The organism is Streptomyces sp. NPDC060232, assembly GCF_042726555.1.
Lineage (GTDB): Bacteria > Actinomycetota > Actinomycetes > Streptomycetales > Streptomycetaceae > Streptomyces.
Window position 1 is genome coordinate 36,287 of sequence record NZ_JBHXAG010000016.1, and the last position, 15,403, is coordinate 51,689.

General features: G+C 70.8%; 10 protein-coding genes and 1 pseudogene. 6 read left to right on the forward strand and 5 right to left on the reverse strand.

Annotated elements, in window-relative coordinates; all coding sequences use genetic code 11:
• Positions 1-9 precede the first annotated feature (9 nt).
• Genes ACFWFZ_RS22775 through ACFWFZ_RS22795 form a run of 5 tightly spaced genes read right to left on the reverse strand, consistent with a single transcriptional unit; the run spans position 10 to position 7,456 of the window.
• Entirely contained in the window at positions 10-645 is a 636-nt protein-coding gene (locus tag ACFWFZ_RS22775) for a vitamin K epoxide reductase family protein (protein ID WP_387124628.1), read from the reverse strand.
• The gene (gene narI, locus ACFWFZ_RS22780; protein ID WP_387124629.1) at positions 642-1,427 is read right to left on the reverse strand and encodes a respiratory nitrate reductase subunit gamma; all 786 of its coding nucleotides are present in this window, start codon (positions 1,425-1,427) and stop codon (positions 642-644) included. The genes ACFWFZ_RS22775 and narI overlap by 4 nt, the downstream gene beginning before the upstream one ends.
• A complete protein-coding gene (gene narJ / locus ACFWFZ_RS22785) occupies positions 1,424-2,215 on the reverse strand; it encodes a nitrate reductase molybdenum cofactor assembly chaperone (RefSeq protein WP_387124630.1) in 792 nt (263 codons plus the stop codon). The genes narI and narJ overlap by 4 nt, the downstream gene beginning before the upstream one ends.
• Positions 2,212-3,756, reverse strand: coding sequence for a nitrate reductase subunit beta (gene narH, locus ACFWFZ_RS22790; protein ID WP_387124631.1), 1,545 nt, complete (start codon positions 3,754-3,756; stop codon positions 2,212-2,214). The genes narJ and narH overlap by 4 nt, the downstream gene beginning before the upstream one ends.
• 1 nt (position 3,757) lies before the next feature.
• The gene (locus tag ACFWFZ_RS22795; RefSeq protein ID WP_387124632.1) at positions 3,758-7,456 is read right to left on the reverse strand and encodes a nitrate reductase subunit alpha; all 3,699 of its coding nucleotides are present in this window, start codon (positions 7,454-7,456) and stop codon (positions 3,758-3,760) included.
• A gap of 399 nt (positions 7,457-7,855) precedes the next feature.
• Between ACFWFZ_RS22795 and ACFWFZ_RS22800 the strand changes: the two genes are divergently transcribed.
• From ACFWFZ_RS22800 to ACFWFZ_RS22825, 6 genes and pseudogenes are all read left to right on the forward strand, one after another.
• Positions 7,856-8,686: a DUF2249 domain-containing protein gene (locus ACFWFZ_RS22800; protein ID WP_387124633.1), complete on the forward strand. Its 831-nt coding sequence runs from the start codon at positions 7,856-7,858 to the stop codon at positions 8,684-8,686.
• Positions 8,687-8,772: 86 nt separating this feature from the next.
• Positions 8,773-9,276: a hypothetical protein gene (locus tag ACFWFZ_RS22805; protein ID WP_387124634.1), complete on the forward strand. Its 504-nt coding sequence runs from the start codon at positions 8,773-8,775 to the stop codon at positions 9,274-9,276.
• Positions 9,277-9,603: 327 nt separating this feature from the next.
• Positions 9,604-10,875, forward strand: a complete 1,272-nt coding sequence (locus ACFWFZ_RS22810) for a TIGR04053 family radical SAM/SPASM domain-containing protein (protein WP_387124635.1) — start codon at positions 9,604-9,606, stop codon at positions 10,873-10,875.
• A complete protein-coding gene (locus ACFWFZ_RS22815) occupies positions 10,856-13,489 on the forward strand; it encodes a multicopper oxidase domain-containing protein (RefSeq protein WP_387124636.1) in 2,634 nt (877 codons plus the stop codon). The genes ACFWFZ_RS22810 and ACFWFZ_RS22815 overlap by 20 nt, the downstream gene beginning before the upstream one ends.
• On the forward strand, positions 13,489-13,935 hold the full coding sequence (locus ACFWFZ_RS22820; protein WP_387124637.1) for a hypothetical protein: 447 nt from the start codon (positions 13,489-13,491) through the stop codon (positions 13,933-13,935). Before ACFWFZ_RS22815 ends, ACFWFZ_RS22820 begins: the two co-directional genes overlap by 1 nt.
• A 490-nt stretch (positions 13,936-14,425) precedes the next feature.
• Positions 14,426-15,292, forward strand: a pseudogene (locus ACFWFZ_RS22825) (IS5 family transposase).
• Positions 15,293-15,403 lie beyond the last annotated feature (111 nt).

Consider the following 15,403-nt stretch of genomic DNA (forward strand, 5'->3'; position numbering starts at 1 on the left):
TGCCGTCGGTCAAAGGAGGCTGCTCCAGTACGGCCAGAAGCGGGTGAGCACAAGCAGGATGATCACCCCGTACCAGGCGGCGAGGAGCATCCAGTGCGTGTCGCGGACGATGTCCAGTACACCCCGGGGCGCGGGGAGGATGCCCCCTTCCAGGCAGTGCAGTGTCAGGTACCAGAACAGGGCGATGGTGACGGCCCAGACGACGGCGCAGTAGGGGCAGAGCTTGTTGAGCTCGTACAGCGACTGCACGATCAGCCAGTGCGCGAACACCACTCCCACCAGCGCCCCGGCGTCAAGGGCCAGCCACAGTCGGCGGTGCAGGCGTGCCCCGGCCAGCACTGCGACGCCCAGGGCGGTCACGGCGGCGAAGGCACCGAGTCCGAGCAGCATGTTGGGGAAGCCGAAGAGGTTGCCCTGCGGGCTGGACATGACGCTGCCGCAGCTCACGACGGGGCTGATGTTGCACGGCGGCTGGTACGCCGGATCCTTGAGGAGCCGCCAGTCGTCCACGGCGAGCTGGAAGGAGGCGAGCCAGCCGACGATCCCGGCGAGGACCATCACCCGTCCCGTGCGGCGGCGCGTGCCCATCGCCGGCCGGCGCCGGACGGTCGTCGCGTCCGGCGCCGACGTGGTCCCGTGGCTCATGCGGCTCGCCGTGAGCCGGAAGTGGGCCGGGTCCGGCCCGCGCTCGTCGGCGCCGCGGTGGCCAGTGTGGCCCGACGCCGGTAGACGAGGTACGGGCGGGCCAGATATCCGATGGGGGCGCTCCACACGTGGACCAGCCGGGTGAAGGGCCAGGCCGCGAAGAGCAGGAAGGCGCTCAGGGCGTGCAGCTGGAACAGCAGCGGTGCGCCGGCGATGGCCTCGGGTTGCGGCTGGAGGAAGAACAGGCCGCGGAACCAGACGGAAACCGTGGAGCGGTAGTCATAGCCGGTGCCGAAGACGTTGTGGGCGAAGGTGGCGGTGATCCCCAGCAGGACGGTGGCGGACAGCAGGGGGAAGAGCAGTTTGTCGCTGCGGTCGGTGCCGAGCCGGATCGATCGTGTCAGCAGTCGGCGGGCGCACAGCATCCCCAGTCCGGCGACCATCGCGACGCCCGCCACCGAGCCGGCCCAGACGGCCGTGGTGTGGTACGCGTGCTCGGTGACGCCGAGGGCCTCGGTCCAGGAGTCGGGAACGGCGAGTCCCACGACATGCCCGGCGATCACCATGAAGGCGCCGAGGTGGAACAGCGGGCTGCCGAAGCGCAGCCAGCGGTGTTCGAGGAGCTGGGTGGTGCGGGAGGTCCAGCCGAACTGGTCCTGGCGGTAGCGCCAGACGTGCCCGACAGCGAACACCGCGAGACAGATGTAGGGGACGGCGACCCACAACAGGAGATCTGCGCCGCTCGTGGACGGGGCGGCCTGGGGGGTCGGTACGGCGTTCATCGAGGGCCTTCCATACGGCTGGTCGGAGCGGGCGGCACACAGGTCGGCGGGGCGGCCGTCGGCGGCGCGAACGTGCCCGGCGGTGCGAACTCGCCGTCCCCGTAGGTCCCGTAGGGGTCGAGGCCGACTTCCTCGTTCGGCGGGCCCTCGGCGACGAGCCGGGCCACCGCCGCGCGGTCGGCCTCGGTGGGCGGCGGAAGCAGGGTGAGCAGGGCGGCCAGCACGTGCCGGTACGGGGAGTCGGCGTCGGTCAGCGCCTGGTGGATCAGCTCAAGCCCGCGCCGGTGCTGGCGCAGCGGTGCCTCGCCCCCACCCGGTCCCACGAGGGCGGCGAACTCCAGTACGACCGGCAAGTGGTCGGGCAGTTCTCCCCGGTCGGTGTTCCAGCCCCCGGCCTTGTAACGCTGGTTCAGGGTGAGCAGGGCCATGCCGCGGCGGCGGGTGTCGCCGTGAAGGTAGTACGTGACGTAGAGGCTGCTCTTGCGGCGCAGGTCGAACATCTCGACGTAGTGACGCTCCAGCGCCTCGGGATCCTGTGCGGCGAACCAGTCGGTGAACCGGGCGAGGTGTTCCGCCGCAGGCGTGGCCGGGAGGGCCTGAACCACGGTGGTCAGCTCCGACCGGCCTTCGGTCAGCTCGGCGTCGGGATACTGCAGGAGCAGCGACACGAGCCGCAGGATCAAGGAGCGGCCCGCCGTCTCCTCAGGTGTGAGCTGGGACGGCCGACGTACGGCCGCGCGGACGCGGGTGCGGACGAGGGCGGGAAGCGTTGAGGGCAGCGGGCTCACGGACGTCCTCCGGCAGGGGCTTCGGGTGTGCGGCGACGCAGGGTGGGGATGCCGAGCATCACGCGGCGGCCGTCGGTGGGCTGTGGGTCGCCGGAGGACTCGACCGGGCATCGGTTCTCCATCGCGGTCAGCGCGGCGGCGTCCTCCTTGTGCGCGGCGGGGACGACGTACCGGTCGGCGTACTTGGCGACCGCGAGTAGCCGGTGCAGGTCCTCCGCCTCGCGCGCGGTCAGGCCGACGGCCTTGAGTACGGCCTCGTCGCCGGACTCGCCGAGGGTGCGTTCGCGCATGTACGAGCGCAGCGCGGTGAGCTTCATCAGCACACCTGCGACGACGTCCGTGTCCCCGGCGGTGAACAGTTCCGCCAGGTACTCCAGCGGGATGCGCAGCCGGGTGACGGCGGCGAAGACGTGGTCGGGGTCGTCCTGGTTTCCGCCCGCCGTGTCGACGGCGTCCAGGACCGGGGAGAGCGGCGGCACGTACCAGACCATCGGCATCGTGCGGTACTCCGGGTGCAGCGGGAGAGCCACCTTGTACCGCATGACCAGGTCGTACACGGGGGAGCGGCGGGCCGCGTCCAGCCAGTCCTCCGGTATACCGGACTCCCGCGCCGCCGCGATCACTTCGGGGTCGTGCGGGTCGAGGAAGACACCGCGCTGGGCGTCCAGCAGGTCCTTCTCGTCCGGGGTGGCCGCGGCCTCGCCGACCCGGTCGGCGTCGTACAGCAGCAACCCCAAGTAGCGCAGGCGTCCCACGCAGGTCTCGGAGCAGACGGTGGGCTGGCCGGCCTCGATGCGCGGGAAGCAGAAGGTGCACTTCTCGGCCTTGCCGGTGGCGTGGTTGACGTAGACCTTCTTGTACGGGCACGCCGTCACGCACATCCGCCAGCCCCGGCAGCGGTCCTGGTCGACCAGCACGATGCCGTCCTCGACCCGCTTGTACATCGCGCCCGACGGGCAGGCGGACACGCAGGCGGGGTTGAGGCAGTGCTCGCACAGCCGGGGCAGGTGGAAGAGGAAGGTCTGCTCGAACTCGAACTTCACCTTCTCCGCCCAGTCCCCGGACAGGTTGGGGTCGCCGCCCGCGTGCTCGGGCGCGCCGCCCAGGCCGTCCTCCCAGTTCGCGCCCCAGGTGATCGCGGTGGGCTTGCCGGTGAGGACGGAGCGGGGACGGGCGACGGGGATGTCCTTCTGGGCCGGGGCGCTGACGAGATTGTCGTAGTCGTAGGTGACCGGCTCGTAGTAGTCCTCGATGGACGGCAGGTCCGGGTTGGAGAAAAGGGACAGGAGACGCTTGATCCGCCCGCCGGAGCGCAGGACGAGACGCCCACGCTTGTCGAGCATCCAGCCGCCCTTCCACTGCTCCTGGTCCTCGTAGCGGCGCGGGTAGCCGACACCGGGCTTGGTCTCGACGTTGTTGAACCAGGCGTACTCGACACCGGTGCGGTTGGTCCACGTCTGCTTGCAGGTCACCGAGCAGGTGTGGCAGCCGATGCACTTGTCGAGGTTCATCACCATCGCGATCTGTGCCATCACGCGCATGTCAGTACTCCACATCCTGCGAGCGACGGCGGATGACCGTGACCTCGTCGCGCTGGTTGCCGGTCGGTCCGTAGTAGTTGAAGGCGTAGGTGAACTGCGCGTAGCCGCCCGCGAGGTGGGTGGGCTTGAGCAGCAGCCTCGTGAGTGAGTTGTGGATGCCGCCCCGCTTGCCGCTGACCTCGGTCTTCGGCACGTTCACGTTGCGGTCCTGTGCGTGGTACATGTACACCGTGCCCTCGGGCATGCGGTGGGTGACCACAGCCCGGGCGGCGACAACGCCGTTGCGGTTGTACGCCTCGATCCACTCGTTGTCCTTGACGCCGATCTTCTCGGCGTCGGCGGTGGACATCCAGATCGTGGGCCCACCCCGGGAGAGGTCGAGCATGTACTTGTTGTCCTGGTAGTTCGAGTGGATGGACCACTTCGAGTGCGGGGTCAGATAGCGGACGGTGACCTCCGCGCGGCCGTCCTCGCCCAGACGCTCGTCGCCGTAGTGGCGCGGCGTGTTGAGCGGGGGCCGGTAGACGGGGAGTTGTTCGCCCAGTTCGGCCATCCAGTCGTGCTGGACGAAGAAGTGCTGGCGTCCGGTGAGGGTGTGCCAGGGCTTTCTGTGCTCGGTGTTGATGACGAAGGGCGAATACCGGCGGCCACCTGTCTCCGAGCCCGACCACTCGTAGGAGGTGATCACCGAGCGTGGCTGGGTCCGGGTGTCGGCGAAGGTGATCCGCTCCGCCTCGCGTTCCGCGGCGAGCTCGACCAGCCCCTCGCTGCCGGTCTGCCGCTCTAGCTCACGGAAGCCCTCGGTAGCCAGCCGACCATTGGTGGTGCCCGACAGGGCGAGGATCGCTTCGCACATGTGGGACGCGGTGGCGAGCGAAGGCCGCCCGGCGGCGACTCCGTCCCTGACGGTGCCGTTGCGGTGCCGCAGGTCGTCGATCTCCCGGTCCGGGTGGACCGTGACGCCCTTGGTGGTGGTGCCCAGGGTGTCCAGCAGCGGGCCCACGGCGCGCATCTTCTGCGCCACCGCCGCGTAGTCCCGTTCGATGACGACGAGCTTCGGCATGGTCCGCCCGGGGACGGGTTCGCACTCACCGGCCTTCCAGTCCCGTACGACCCCGCCGGGCTGGGCGAGTTCGTCCGGGGTGTCGTGCAGCAGCGGCACCGCGAGGACGTCGGTGCGGGTGCCGAGGTGTTCGGCGGCCAGCTCGCTGAACTTGTCGGCGATGGTCAGGAAGGTGTCGTAGTCGGTGCGGGCCTGCCACGGCGGGGCGATGGCCGGGGTGAAGGCGTGCACGAAGGGGTGCATGTCGGTCGACGACAGGTCGTCCTTCTCGTACCAGGTCGCCGCCGGCAGCACGACATCGGCGAGCAGGCCGGTCGACGTCATCCGGAAGTCCATGCAGACCATCAGGTCGAGCTTGCCCTCGGGAGTCTCCTCCCGCCACACCACATCCTTCGGGCGGTACTCGGGCGGTGTCTCCTCGGAACGGACCGCCGCGTCCGTGCCCAGCAGATGGCGCAGGAAGTACTCGTTGCCCTTGCCGGACGAGCCCAGCAGGTTCGCCCGCCACACCGTCAGCACCCGCGGGAAATTCGCCGGGTCATCCGGGTCCTCGACCGCGAACCGCAGCCGCCCCGACTTCAGCTCGTCGACGACGTGCTCGGCGACGGGACGGCCCGCGGCTGCGGCCTCGTCCGTCAGGTCGAGCGGGTTGCGGTTGAAGCCGGGGTGGCCGGGCGTCCAGCCCAGCCGCACGGCCTGCGCCAGACAGTCGGCGAACCCCTTGCCCTGGAACCGGCCCTCCCCGAGGGGAGAGGCCAGCTCCTCCGGCCCGAACGCCTCGTATCGCCACTGGTCGGAGTTCAGGTACCAGTACGAGGTGCCGGCCATGTGCCGGGTGGGCCGCTGCCAGTCGAACGCGAACGACAGGTGCTGCTGCCCGGTGACCGGGCGGACCTTCTCCTGGCCGACGTAGTGCGCCCATCCGCCGCCGTTGACGCCCTGGCAGCCGGTCATCGTCGTCAGCGCCAGGAAGGCCCGGTAGATGGTGTCGGAGTGGAACCAGTGATTGGTGCCGGCGCCCAGCGCGATCATGGAGCGGCCGTTCGTGCGTTCGGCGTTGCGAGCGAACTCCCGGGCGATCCGGGCCGCCTGCTCGGCCGGCACGGAGGTGATCGTCTCCTGCCAGGCCGGGGTATAGGGCTCCGACGCGTCCTCGTAAGAGGACGGCCAGCTGCCCGGCAGACCCGGCCGCTCCACCCCGTACTGGGCGAGCATCAGGTCGAAGACGGTGGTGACCAGACGCCCGCCGATCCGCCGCACGGGGACCCCGCGCACCATGACCGAACCACCCTCCGTGTCACCCTCGTCGAAGCGGGGCAGCGCGACCTCGGCCGACTCCTCGGCGCTCTCAAGCAGGCTCAGCTCGGGAACGGTGTCGCCGAGGTGGAGGTTCCAGCGGCCCTGTTCCTCCTTCGCCCAGCGAAAGCCGAGCGAGCCGTTGGGCACGGTGGGGCGGCCGGTGACGCGATCGAGGACGACCGTCTTGGACCCGGCGTGCTCCTCATCGTGGCCAAGGTCGGCGGCCGTGAGGAACCCGTCCGGGACAAGACCGCGATCGTGCTCGCGCAGGGTCACCAGGAACGGCGCGTCGGTGAACGAGCGCAGGTAGTCCTGGAAGTACGGGACCTCACGGTCGACGAGGAACTCGCGCAGGATCACGTGCCCCATGGCCATCGCCAGCGCCCCGTCCGTCCCGGGGTGCGGGGCCACCCACTCGTCGGCGTGCTTGACGTTGTCGGCGTAGTCCGGGCTGACCGCGACGACCTTGGTGCCGTTGTAGCGGGTCTCGGTCAGGAAGTGGGCGTCCGGCGTGCGGGTGACCGGGATGTTGGAGCCCCACATGATCAGGTAGCCGGCGTTCCACCAGTCGGCCGCCTCGGGGACGTCCGTCTGGTCGCCGAAGACCTGCGGGGAGGCGATGGGCAGGTCCGCGTACCAGTCGTAGAACGACAGCAGGGTGCCGCCGATCAGTGAGTGGTACCGCGCACCGGCCGCGAAGGATGCCATCGACATCGCCGGGATGGGTGAGAAGCCCGCGACCCGGTCGGGGCCATACGTCTTGACGGTGTGCACCTGGGCGGCGGCGATCAGCTCGCTGACCTCGTGCCACTCGGCGCGCACCAGACCGCCCTTGCCCCGGGCCTTCTTGTACGCCCGTGCCTTCGCCGGGTCGCTCGTGATCTCGGCCCAGGCCGCCACCGGATCGCCGAGCCGCTTGCGGGCCTCGCGCCACAGCTTCAGCAGCGCACCGCGCACGTACGGGTAGCGCACCCGGCTGGGGGAGTAGGTGTACCAGGAGAACGACGCTCCGCGAGGGCAGCCGCGCGGCTCGTACTCGGGGCAGTCGGCGCCGATCGAGGGGTAGTCGGTGGCCTGGTGCTCCCAGGTGATGATGCCGTCCTTGACGTACACCATCCACGAACACGAACCCGTGCAGTTCACCCCGTGCGTCGAGCGCACGACCTTGTCGTGCGCCCACCGGTCTCGGTAGAAGCCCTCCCACTTGCCGTCGACGGCGCCGAACACGGCGCGCCCGTCGGCCGACACCTCGCTGCGCGTGAGCAGCCGGCGGGCCGCCAGCGGCCAGCTCTCACCAGCAGCCGGCGCCTGACGCCTTGCGTTCTGATCGTTCTCCATGACTGGGAACGCTAGGTGTTGCCTGCATGGTGCACCCAGGGCTGGCGGTCCCTGCCGCACGGCCGTCCGGCCCCGTCCGGGCCGGGCACAGCAGGGACCAATGGCCCCGGTGCCGGGTCCGGTCGGCAGGGGAGTGCCTCAGACCGGTCATGCATGCTGGGCACTGATCGAACCGTAGTTGCCCATCTGTCGGTTACGACGCATCCTGCGCCTGGTCCGGTGGCCAGGCACCGTCCTTGGCTGCCGCAGGCGCAGCGCGTACGGCGCGGGTCGCCCGGTTCGGTCGTGCGTCCGGCCGTCCGCGCGGCTGGACGCGGCATCCGTTGGAGCGCCTGCATTCGGATGCCATTGCCCACCGCATGGGCCAGCTGAAGCCGGCCCGACCTGCTGGAGACCGACATGAGCGAGCTGACCCTTGCCTCGAACCCCGAGGACGCCACGGCCCTGCAAACAGCTGAGGCACACCACGCCCGACTGGCCGGCGAGCTGGCCGGACGGGTGAAGATGCTGCTCACCGCCGTGGACCGCGACCCGAGCGCCGCCGAGAAGATCCACACCGGTCTGATGGCCTTCTGCGACCGCTCGCTCCTGCCCCACGTCGCGGCCGAGGAAGCAGCGCTCTACCCCGCCGCCCGCCGCATACCCGAGGCCCGCCTGCTCGTCGAGGGCCTGATCGGCGAACACCGCTGCCTCACCACGCTCGTAGGCGCCCTGCGCGCCGCACCCGGCCCGGCGGATGCCGCAGCCGACGCCCGCGCTCTGCAGGTGCTCTTCGAGGAGCACCTGGCCAAGGAGAACGGTCTCGTGCTGCCGCTGCTCGCCATGACGCCCGACGTCCCTCTGGCGGAGCTGCTCGCCACCATGCACCACCAGCTCGCGAATGAGTCCACCACGGGCGAACCCCGAGACCGGCGCCGCGAGGAAGGCCACGACATGAACGAACAGCAGACCGAGGAGAGCGGCGGCTGCGGCGGAGTGTGCGGCTGCGGCGGCGGCCAGGAGGACGACGAACCCCAGCTGGACGTCAGGGACGTGCCGCACGCCATACGCCACGCCACGGTCTTCGGCGCCCTCGACGCCGTCCCTTCCGGCACCGCGATGGTGTTGGTCGCGCCCCACGACCCGCTGCCGCTGCTCGCGCAGATCGAGCAGCGCAGCCCGGGGCTGTTCTCGGTGGAATACCTCGAACGCGGCCCCGAAGCCTGGCGGCTGCGGCTCAGCCACCGCTGACCCGCCGCACCGCCATGCGAGGGCGCGCCGATCTCGCCCCCGCCCTGCACGTCCGTAAGCACGCGAGACACGAAGGGAGACACGTCATGGACGGATCGCACCGTCGGGCCGGCACCCTGCTCGGGACGGTCGGCGTAGCTCTGCTGGTCGCCGGCCCCGTCATGCTGTGGCGCGGCCGCAGCGGCAGGAAGGAGATCCGTACCGAGCTGGCCGCCCAGAAGATCACCTTCCCCGACCACGGGCTGCCCGCCGATCTCACTCCCTATACCGGCCACCAGGTGGAAACCGGCCCCGAGGCGCACGCCTACGCGGAATTCATCAAGGGCAACATCGCCCATGCCACCGGCGGCCGCACCTATGCCGAAATCAGCGCGGAACTGCACGCCGCCGGAGGCGACGACGACAAGCTCTCCCAGCTGCGCCAGACCGCGTTCATGGGCCAGTCCCTGCGCGCCTCGCTGATGTCCGCCTACCAGGCATGGCACCTCACGACCCTGGTCACGGGCATGGGAGCCGCCCTCACCGGCCTGGGAGCTGCGCTCGTGGTCACCGCGGACGCCCTGACACCCCGCTCCTCCAACCCCACCTGACCCTGCCGGGGCCGATCCCTCTCCCACCGGCGATGCGGCGCCTTGGACGGCCCTGGCGCACCTCGTGGGAAGAGGGGACGATCGGCCCCCGACGTGAAGACCATCGGCCGCCGCGGCGACCACCGCCGCCGGCGGATGCCGGCGGCGACCGATCCGGAGGTATCCCGTGCACGACCCCGCCAACCGCACCCCAGGCCGGTTCCACCGCTGCCGCTCACGGCGGGTGCCGCGCCCGGTCCGGCCCGGCCATCGTCCAGCGGGCCGCCAGCTCTGCCCTGACTCCAGGGCGGCCGGACACAGTGCGAGGGCGCTGGGAAGGGCCGCACGGTGAGCGCCACCGCCCACGCCGTCCGCCGCCAGCGGCACGACGCGGGCGAGCGCCCGTTCATCGTCATCTGGGAGTCCACCCGGGCCTGCCCACTGGCCTGCCTGCACTGCCGGGCCGAGGCCGTGCCCGACCGGGACCCGCGGGAGCTGGACACCGCCGCCGCCAAGGACCTGCTGGATCAGGTGGCCGCCTTCGGGCAGCCCGCCCCGCTGTTCGTGATCACCGGCGGCGACCCGTTCCAGCGCCCCGACCTGACCGAGCTCATCGCCTACGGCCACCGGGTCGGGGTCCGCGTCGCCGTCTCGCCCTCCGGCACGCCGACGCTCACCGAGCAACGCCTGCGGGAGCTGCACGCGGCGGGCGCCGTCGGCCTCTCGCTGAGCCTGGACGGCTCCACCGCCGACCTGCACGATGACTTCCGCGGGGTGCCCGGCGTGTTCCGCTGGACCCTGGACGCCTGGGACGCCGCCCGCGCCCTCGGCATGAAGGTGCAGATCAACACCACCGTCGCCCGGCACAACCTGCACGACCTGCCCGACATCGTCCGCCTGGTCGCCGAGCACGGGGCGATGCTGTGGAGCGCCTTCTTCCTGGTGCCCACCGGCCGCGGCCGGAGCCTCGGCGCACTGACCGCCGGTGAGGTGGAGGACGTCCTCAACTTCGTCTACGACGTCGGCTTGAGCGTGCCCGCGAAGACCACCGAAGCCCACCACTTCCGCCGCGTCGCCCTGCAGCGCCAGGTCCTCGCCGACAGCGGCGAGGACCACGTGGCCGTGCTCGGACTCGGACCGCTGTACCAGGAGCTGACCGACCGGGCCGCCGGCCTGGGCCTGGCCCGCGCGCGCCGGGTCCGGCGCCCACCGCTGGACGTCAACGCCGGCCGCGGATTCGTGTTCGTCTCGCACACCGGCACCGTCCACCCCAGCGGCTTCCTGCCCCTGGGTGCCGGAAACGTACGCCAGAGCCCTTTGACCGCGATCTATCGCACCTCTGAGCTGTTCACCCGGCTGCGGGACGCCGACCGGTTGGGCGGCCGGTGCGGGGCGTGCGAGTTCCGCCGGGTCTGCGGCGGCTCGCGGTCCCGTGCCTACGGCGTCACCGGCGACCCGTATGCCGAGGAGCCGTGGTGTGGCTACCTGCCCGGATCCTTCCCGTACCAGCGGGAACTGGCCACGCTGCTGTCCAACGCCGGCGACTCGCAAGCGCCTGTTCGTCCCCGTCCGACCACCGCAAATGGCGCCGAGGAGCCCCGTGTACAGCAAGAACGATGAACCGGCCACGGGCGGTGGCCGCCCGCCCAGCAGGTTCAAGGCATCCGCCCTGCGCAGCCGGCACCTGGCCGCCCACATCCTGGTGGCGGCCTGGGTGGTGCTCGCGCTGCTGGCGGCGAGCGCTCCGCAGACGCTGCCGGCAGCACGCTGGCTGGCCATCCACCTGTTCCTGCTCGGCGCCGCGACCACAGCCATCATGGTGTGGAGCGAGCACTTCGCCGTCGCCATGCTCCACGCCAAGCTCCCCGACCGGCGCTGGAGCAACACCCGGCTGGCCGGCGCCAACGCCGGCGCCGTGGGCGTCCTCACCGGCATGTGGATCGACCGGCCTGTCCTGACCGGCGTCGGCTGCGCCCTGCTGATCACCGCGGCCGGTGCCCACATGGTCGTCCTCGTCCGCATGGGCCGGGGCGCGCTGGGCGGACGGCTCGCCCCGATCGCCGACTACTACCGGGCCGCCACGGCAGCACTGATCATCGGCGCGGTCCTGGGCTGGCTGCTGGCCACCGGCAAGGCCGGCCCGCAGCACTACACCGGCATCAAGCTCGCCCACGTGCACGCCACAATCCTCGGCTGGATCGGACTGCCCGTACTGGGCACGCTCTTCATGCTCTGGCCCACTGTCCTGGGCGTACGCATGGCCGAGCACACCACCCGGCTGGCACGCCGGGTGCTGGTGCTGACCGGGGGCGGCCTGCTCACCGCCGTCGCCGGACTGTCCGCAGGCTGGCGCCTGGGCGCCGCGCTGGGCGTCGCGCTCTATGCGGCCGGTGTCGCCGCCGCGGCGCACCTGTTCATCCGGACGGTGCACCGACGGCCCGCGATCTCGACGGCCGCCGCATGGATGCTGGCCGCGGCCATGGGGTGGCTGCTGGTCGGGGTGGTCGTGGACCTGATCTTGCTGGCCGCGCGGCCACTCACCGACGTACGGGACGACTTCGCGTCGGTGGTCCCTGTGCTGCTCGTCGGGCTCGTCGCGCAGGTCCTCATCGGGGCGCTGACCTATCTGCTCCCCATCGTGCTGGCCAGCGGCCCAAAGGAACGGGCCTCGCTGCGAGCCGTGCTGGAGTGGGGCTGGGCGCCGCGGCTGGTGGCGCTCAACCTGGGTGTGGCCCTGCTGGCGCTGCCACTTCCCGACCCGGGCGGCTCGGCGGGCATGCTGCTGGTCGGCGTGTCGGGGCTCGCGTTCCTCGCGCTGGTGGTGCGTGTGCTGGTGCGCAGCGGGCGGGCACGGTTCACGGACGAGGGCAGGGCCGGCGCCCTGCGGCGCCCCGCCCTGTGGGGAACCGCCGCGGGGGCCGTGCTGACGGTGCTGGCCGTGCTCGTGGCCAACAGCGGCGGGGACACCAGCAGCCGGGCGAGCGGTGCCGGGACGGCGGCCGCGGGCGCCGGGCCCACCCGCACGGTCGCCGTCACCCTGGCTGACATGCGCATCCGCCCGGCCCGGATCGAGGTCGCCGCGGGCACCACGCTGCGGCTGGAGGTCACCAACACCGACGCCCAGCGCCACGACCTCAAGGTAGAGGACGGTCCCGCCACCCCGATGCTCGCCAAGGGCCAGACCCGCGTACTCGACGTCGGACAAGTCACCAAGAGCCGCGAGGCGTGGTGCACCCTGCCGGGCCACAAGGCGGCCGGCATGACCATGGACATCGTCGTCACCGGCGACGCCGGCACTTCCGGCGAAACCAGTCACGCGAGCGGGCACGACGGCCACTCCTCCACGACGACCACCACAGGCGGCCTCGACCTCTCCGCCGACTTCTCCCCGGGCTGGCAGCCGCGCGATGCCGACCTGGGTCCCGCGCCCGGCGGGACGGTGCACAAGGTCGAACTGCACGCCGCGCACACCACGGTGGAAGTGGCCCCAGGAGTGAAGCAGCAGATGTGGACCTTCGGAGGCACCGCACCCGGCCCCACCCTCCACGGCAAGGTCGGCGACGTCTTCGAGGTCACCCTCGCCAACGACGACGAAGGCATGGGCCACGGCATCGACTTCCACGCGGGATCCCTCGCCCCCGACAAGCCCATGCGCACCATCCAGCCCGGCGAGCGCCTCGTCTACCGATTCCGCGCCGAAAAGGCAGGAGCGTGGCTGTACCACTGCAGCACCGCACCCATGCTCCAGCACATCGGCAACGGCATGTACGGCGCCGTGATCATCGACCCACCCGGCCTGCCCAAGGTCGACCACGAATACGCGCTGGTCGCCTCCGAGCTCTACCTCGGCACGCCCGGCAGCACCGCCCAGGTGGCAAAGATGCGCAACGGAACCCCGGACGCCTGGGCGTTCAACGGCGTCGCCGACCAGTACGCCGAACAGCCCCTGAAGGTGAAGGCCGGCGAGCGGGCCCGCTTCTGGGTCATCGCCGCCGGACCGTCCGACGGAATCGCCTTCCACATCGTCGGCACGGTCTTCGACACCGTGTACAAGGAGGGCGCCCACCTCCTCAAGCCGGACCAGCCCGGCGGCTCCCAGGTACTGGACCTGGCCACGGCGCAGGGCGGCTTCGTGGAAACCACGTTCCCCGAAGCCGGCCACTACGCCTTCGTCGACCACGACATGCGCCACGCCGATGCCGGTGCCCACGGCATGGTGGAGGTGAGCGGCTGATGGACACCGTCGGCTGGTGGTCCCTGGTGCGATTCGCGCACGTGGCCGGCGCCGCCCTGTGGGTCGGCGGCCAACTGGCCTTGTCCCTGGTGATCCTGCCGCTGGCCCGCCACCTGCTCGCGCCGGAGGCGAAGGACACCTTCACCGCGGCAGCCGGCCGCCGGTTCGGAATGCTCACCGGAGCGGTGTTCCTGCCCGTGCAGCTGGCCACCGGCTGGGCCATGGCCTGGCACAGGGGAGTCACCTGGGCATCCCTCGCCGAACCGGGCTACGGCCGTACCCTGGCGACCAAACTCGCCCTCTTCGTGGTGGTGATGCTCGCCGCGGCAGGACACGGAATCGCCCACTCCAAGGGCCGCACCGACCTGGCACGGGCCCTGGCGGTCGTCTCCCTCGTCGGCTCACTCGGAGTCGTCCTGCTCGCCACAGCCCTGCCCGCCACCTGACCCGCGGCACGACAAAGGCAAGCGGAGGCATCAGGCGTACCCGAGCCCGCGGTGAGTAACCTCACCGGCGCACCGCTTGGCCTCCGCATGTCCGTTCCGTGGTTCGAACTCCACGTTCAGCCGACTCTGCTGTCGTGACCGGTGCCGGGCCCTCGCGGAGATTAGGAGTGGCCTTCCGGGCCGGCCTCGCGCCCGCAACCCGGCAGTCAGGCTCCTCGATCGCGAAACCGAGGACGCCATGGCGCTCTTGACTAAGAGGTCGTTTTCACCTGGTCTGCCCGCGTATTCAGCGATTTTCGGGCCGCCGGGTTGTGGGGCTCGTGCTGTTGGAGATACCGGTTGATTCTTGCTGGTCAGGTGGGGTGGCAGGTGGGACGGGAAGTGGCTTGTGCCTGTCTCATCCCAGGACGTCCGGCCTTCGCGGCCGCGTGCTTCCGTTGTCGTCGCTGTGCGCCTGGGCGCACTCGGTCCGCGGCGGTACGCCTGAAGCATGCCGACGCGACGCCCGTATCCGAGTGATCTGTCCGATGCCCGCTGGGAGTTGATCGAGCCGGTGCTGGCGGCCTGGCGCTTCGAGCGCCGCGGCAGGGCCCTCGACTTCGGCCGGCCGCCGGAACATGACCTGCGCGACATCATGGACGCGATCTTGTACGTGGACCGCACCGGGGTGCAGTGGCGCTACCTCCCGCACGACTTTCCGCACTGGAACACGGTCTACGGCTACTTCGCCAAGTGGGCGGACGAGGGCGTGTTCGCTCAGCTCAACGGCCTTCTCCGGCAGCTTCTACGGGAGAAGGAAGGACGGGACGCCGAGCCGTCGGCCTGTGTAATCGACGCGCAGAGTGTCAAGACCTCCACCAGCGTCCCCGCCGCCGGCCAGGGCATCGACGCAGGGAAGAAGATCGTGGGCAGGAAGCGGAACGTCGTCACCGACACGCTCGGACTCTTGCTTGCCGTGCTGGTCACTGCGGCAAGTGTGCAGGACTCCGCCCGGCGCCCAGCTCCTGGACCAGGTCGCCGCTGACCATCCTGGAATCCGCAAGGTGTGGGTCGACGGCGGCTACCGCCAGCACCTCGTCGAGCATGCCGCCGTTCTCGGCATCGACATGGAGATCACCGCCCGCAAGCCCGGGGCCAGAGGTTTCACCCCGATACCGAAGCGGTGGGCGGTCGAACGGACCTACGGCTGGCTCATGCTGCACCGCCGACTGGCCCGCGATTACGAAACCCTGCCCACTCGCTCCGAAGCCGTGATCCACATTGCCATGACAGATCTCATGGCCCGCCGCCTCACCGGCGAGAACACCATCTCCTGGCGCGACCCGACACCGCAGACCAACACCTGATTCCGGGATGAAACAACGGGATAAAACGACCTCTCAAAGGCACCAAGCACCTCGACGGGGAGCGCACCGGATGAAGCCCGTGACGAGCTCCGGCCCACCCGATCTGCGTCGCCACCGGGGGG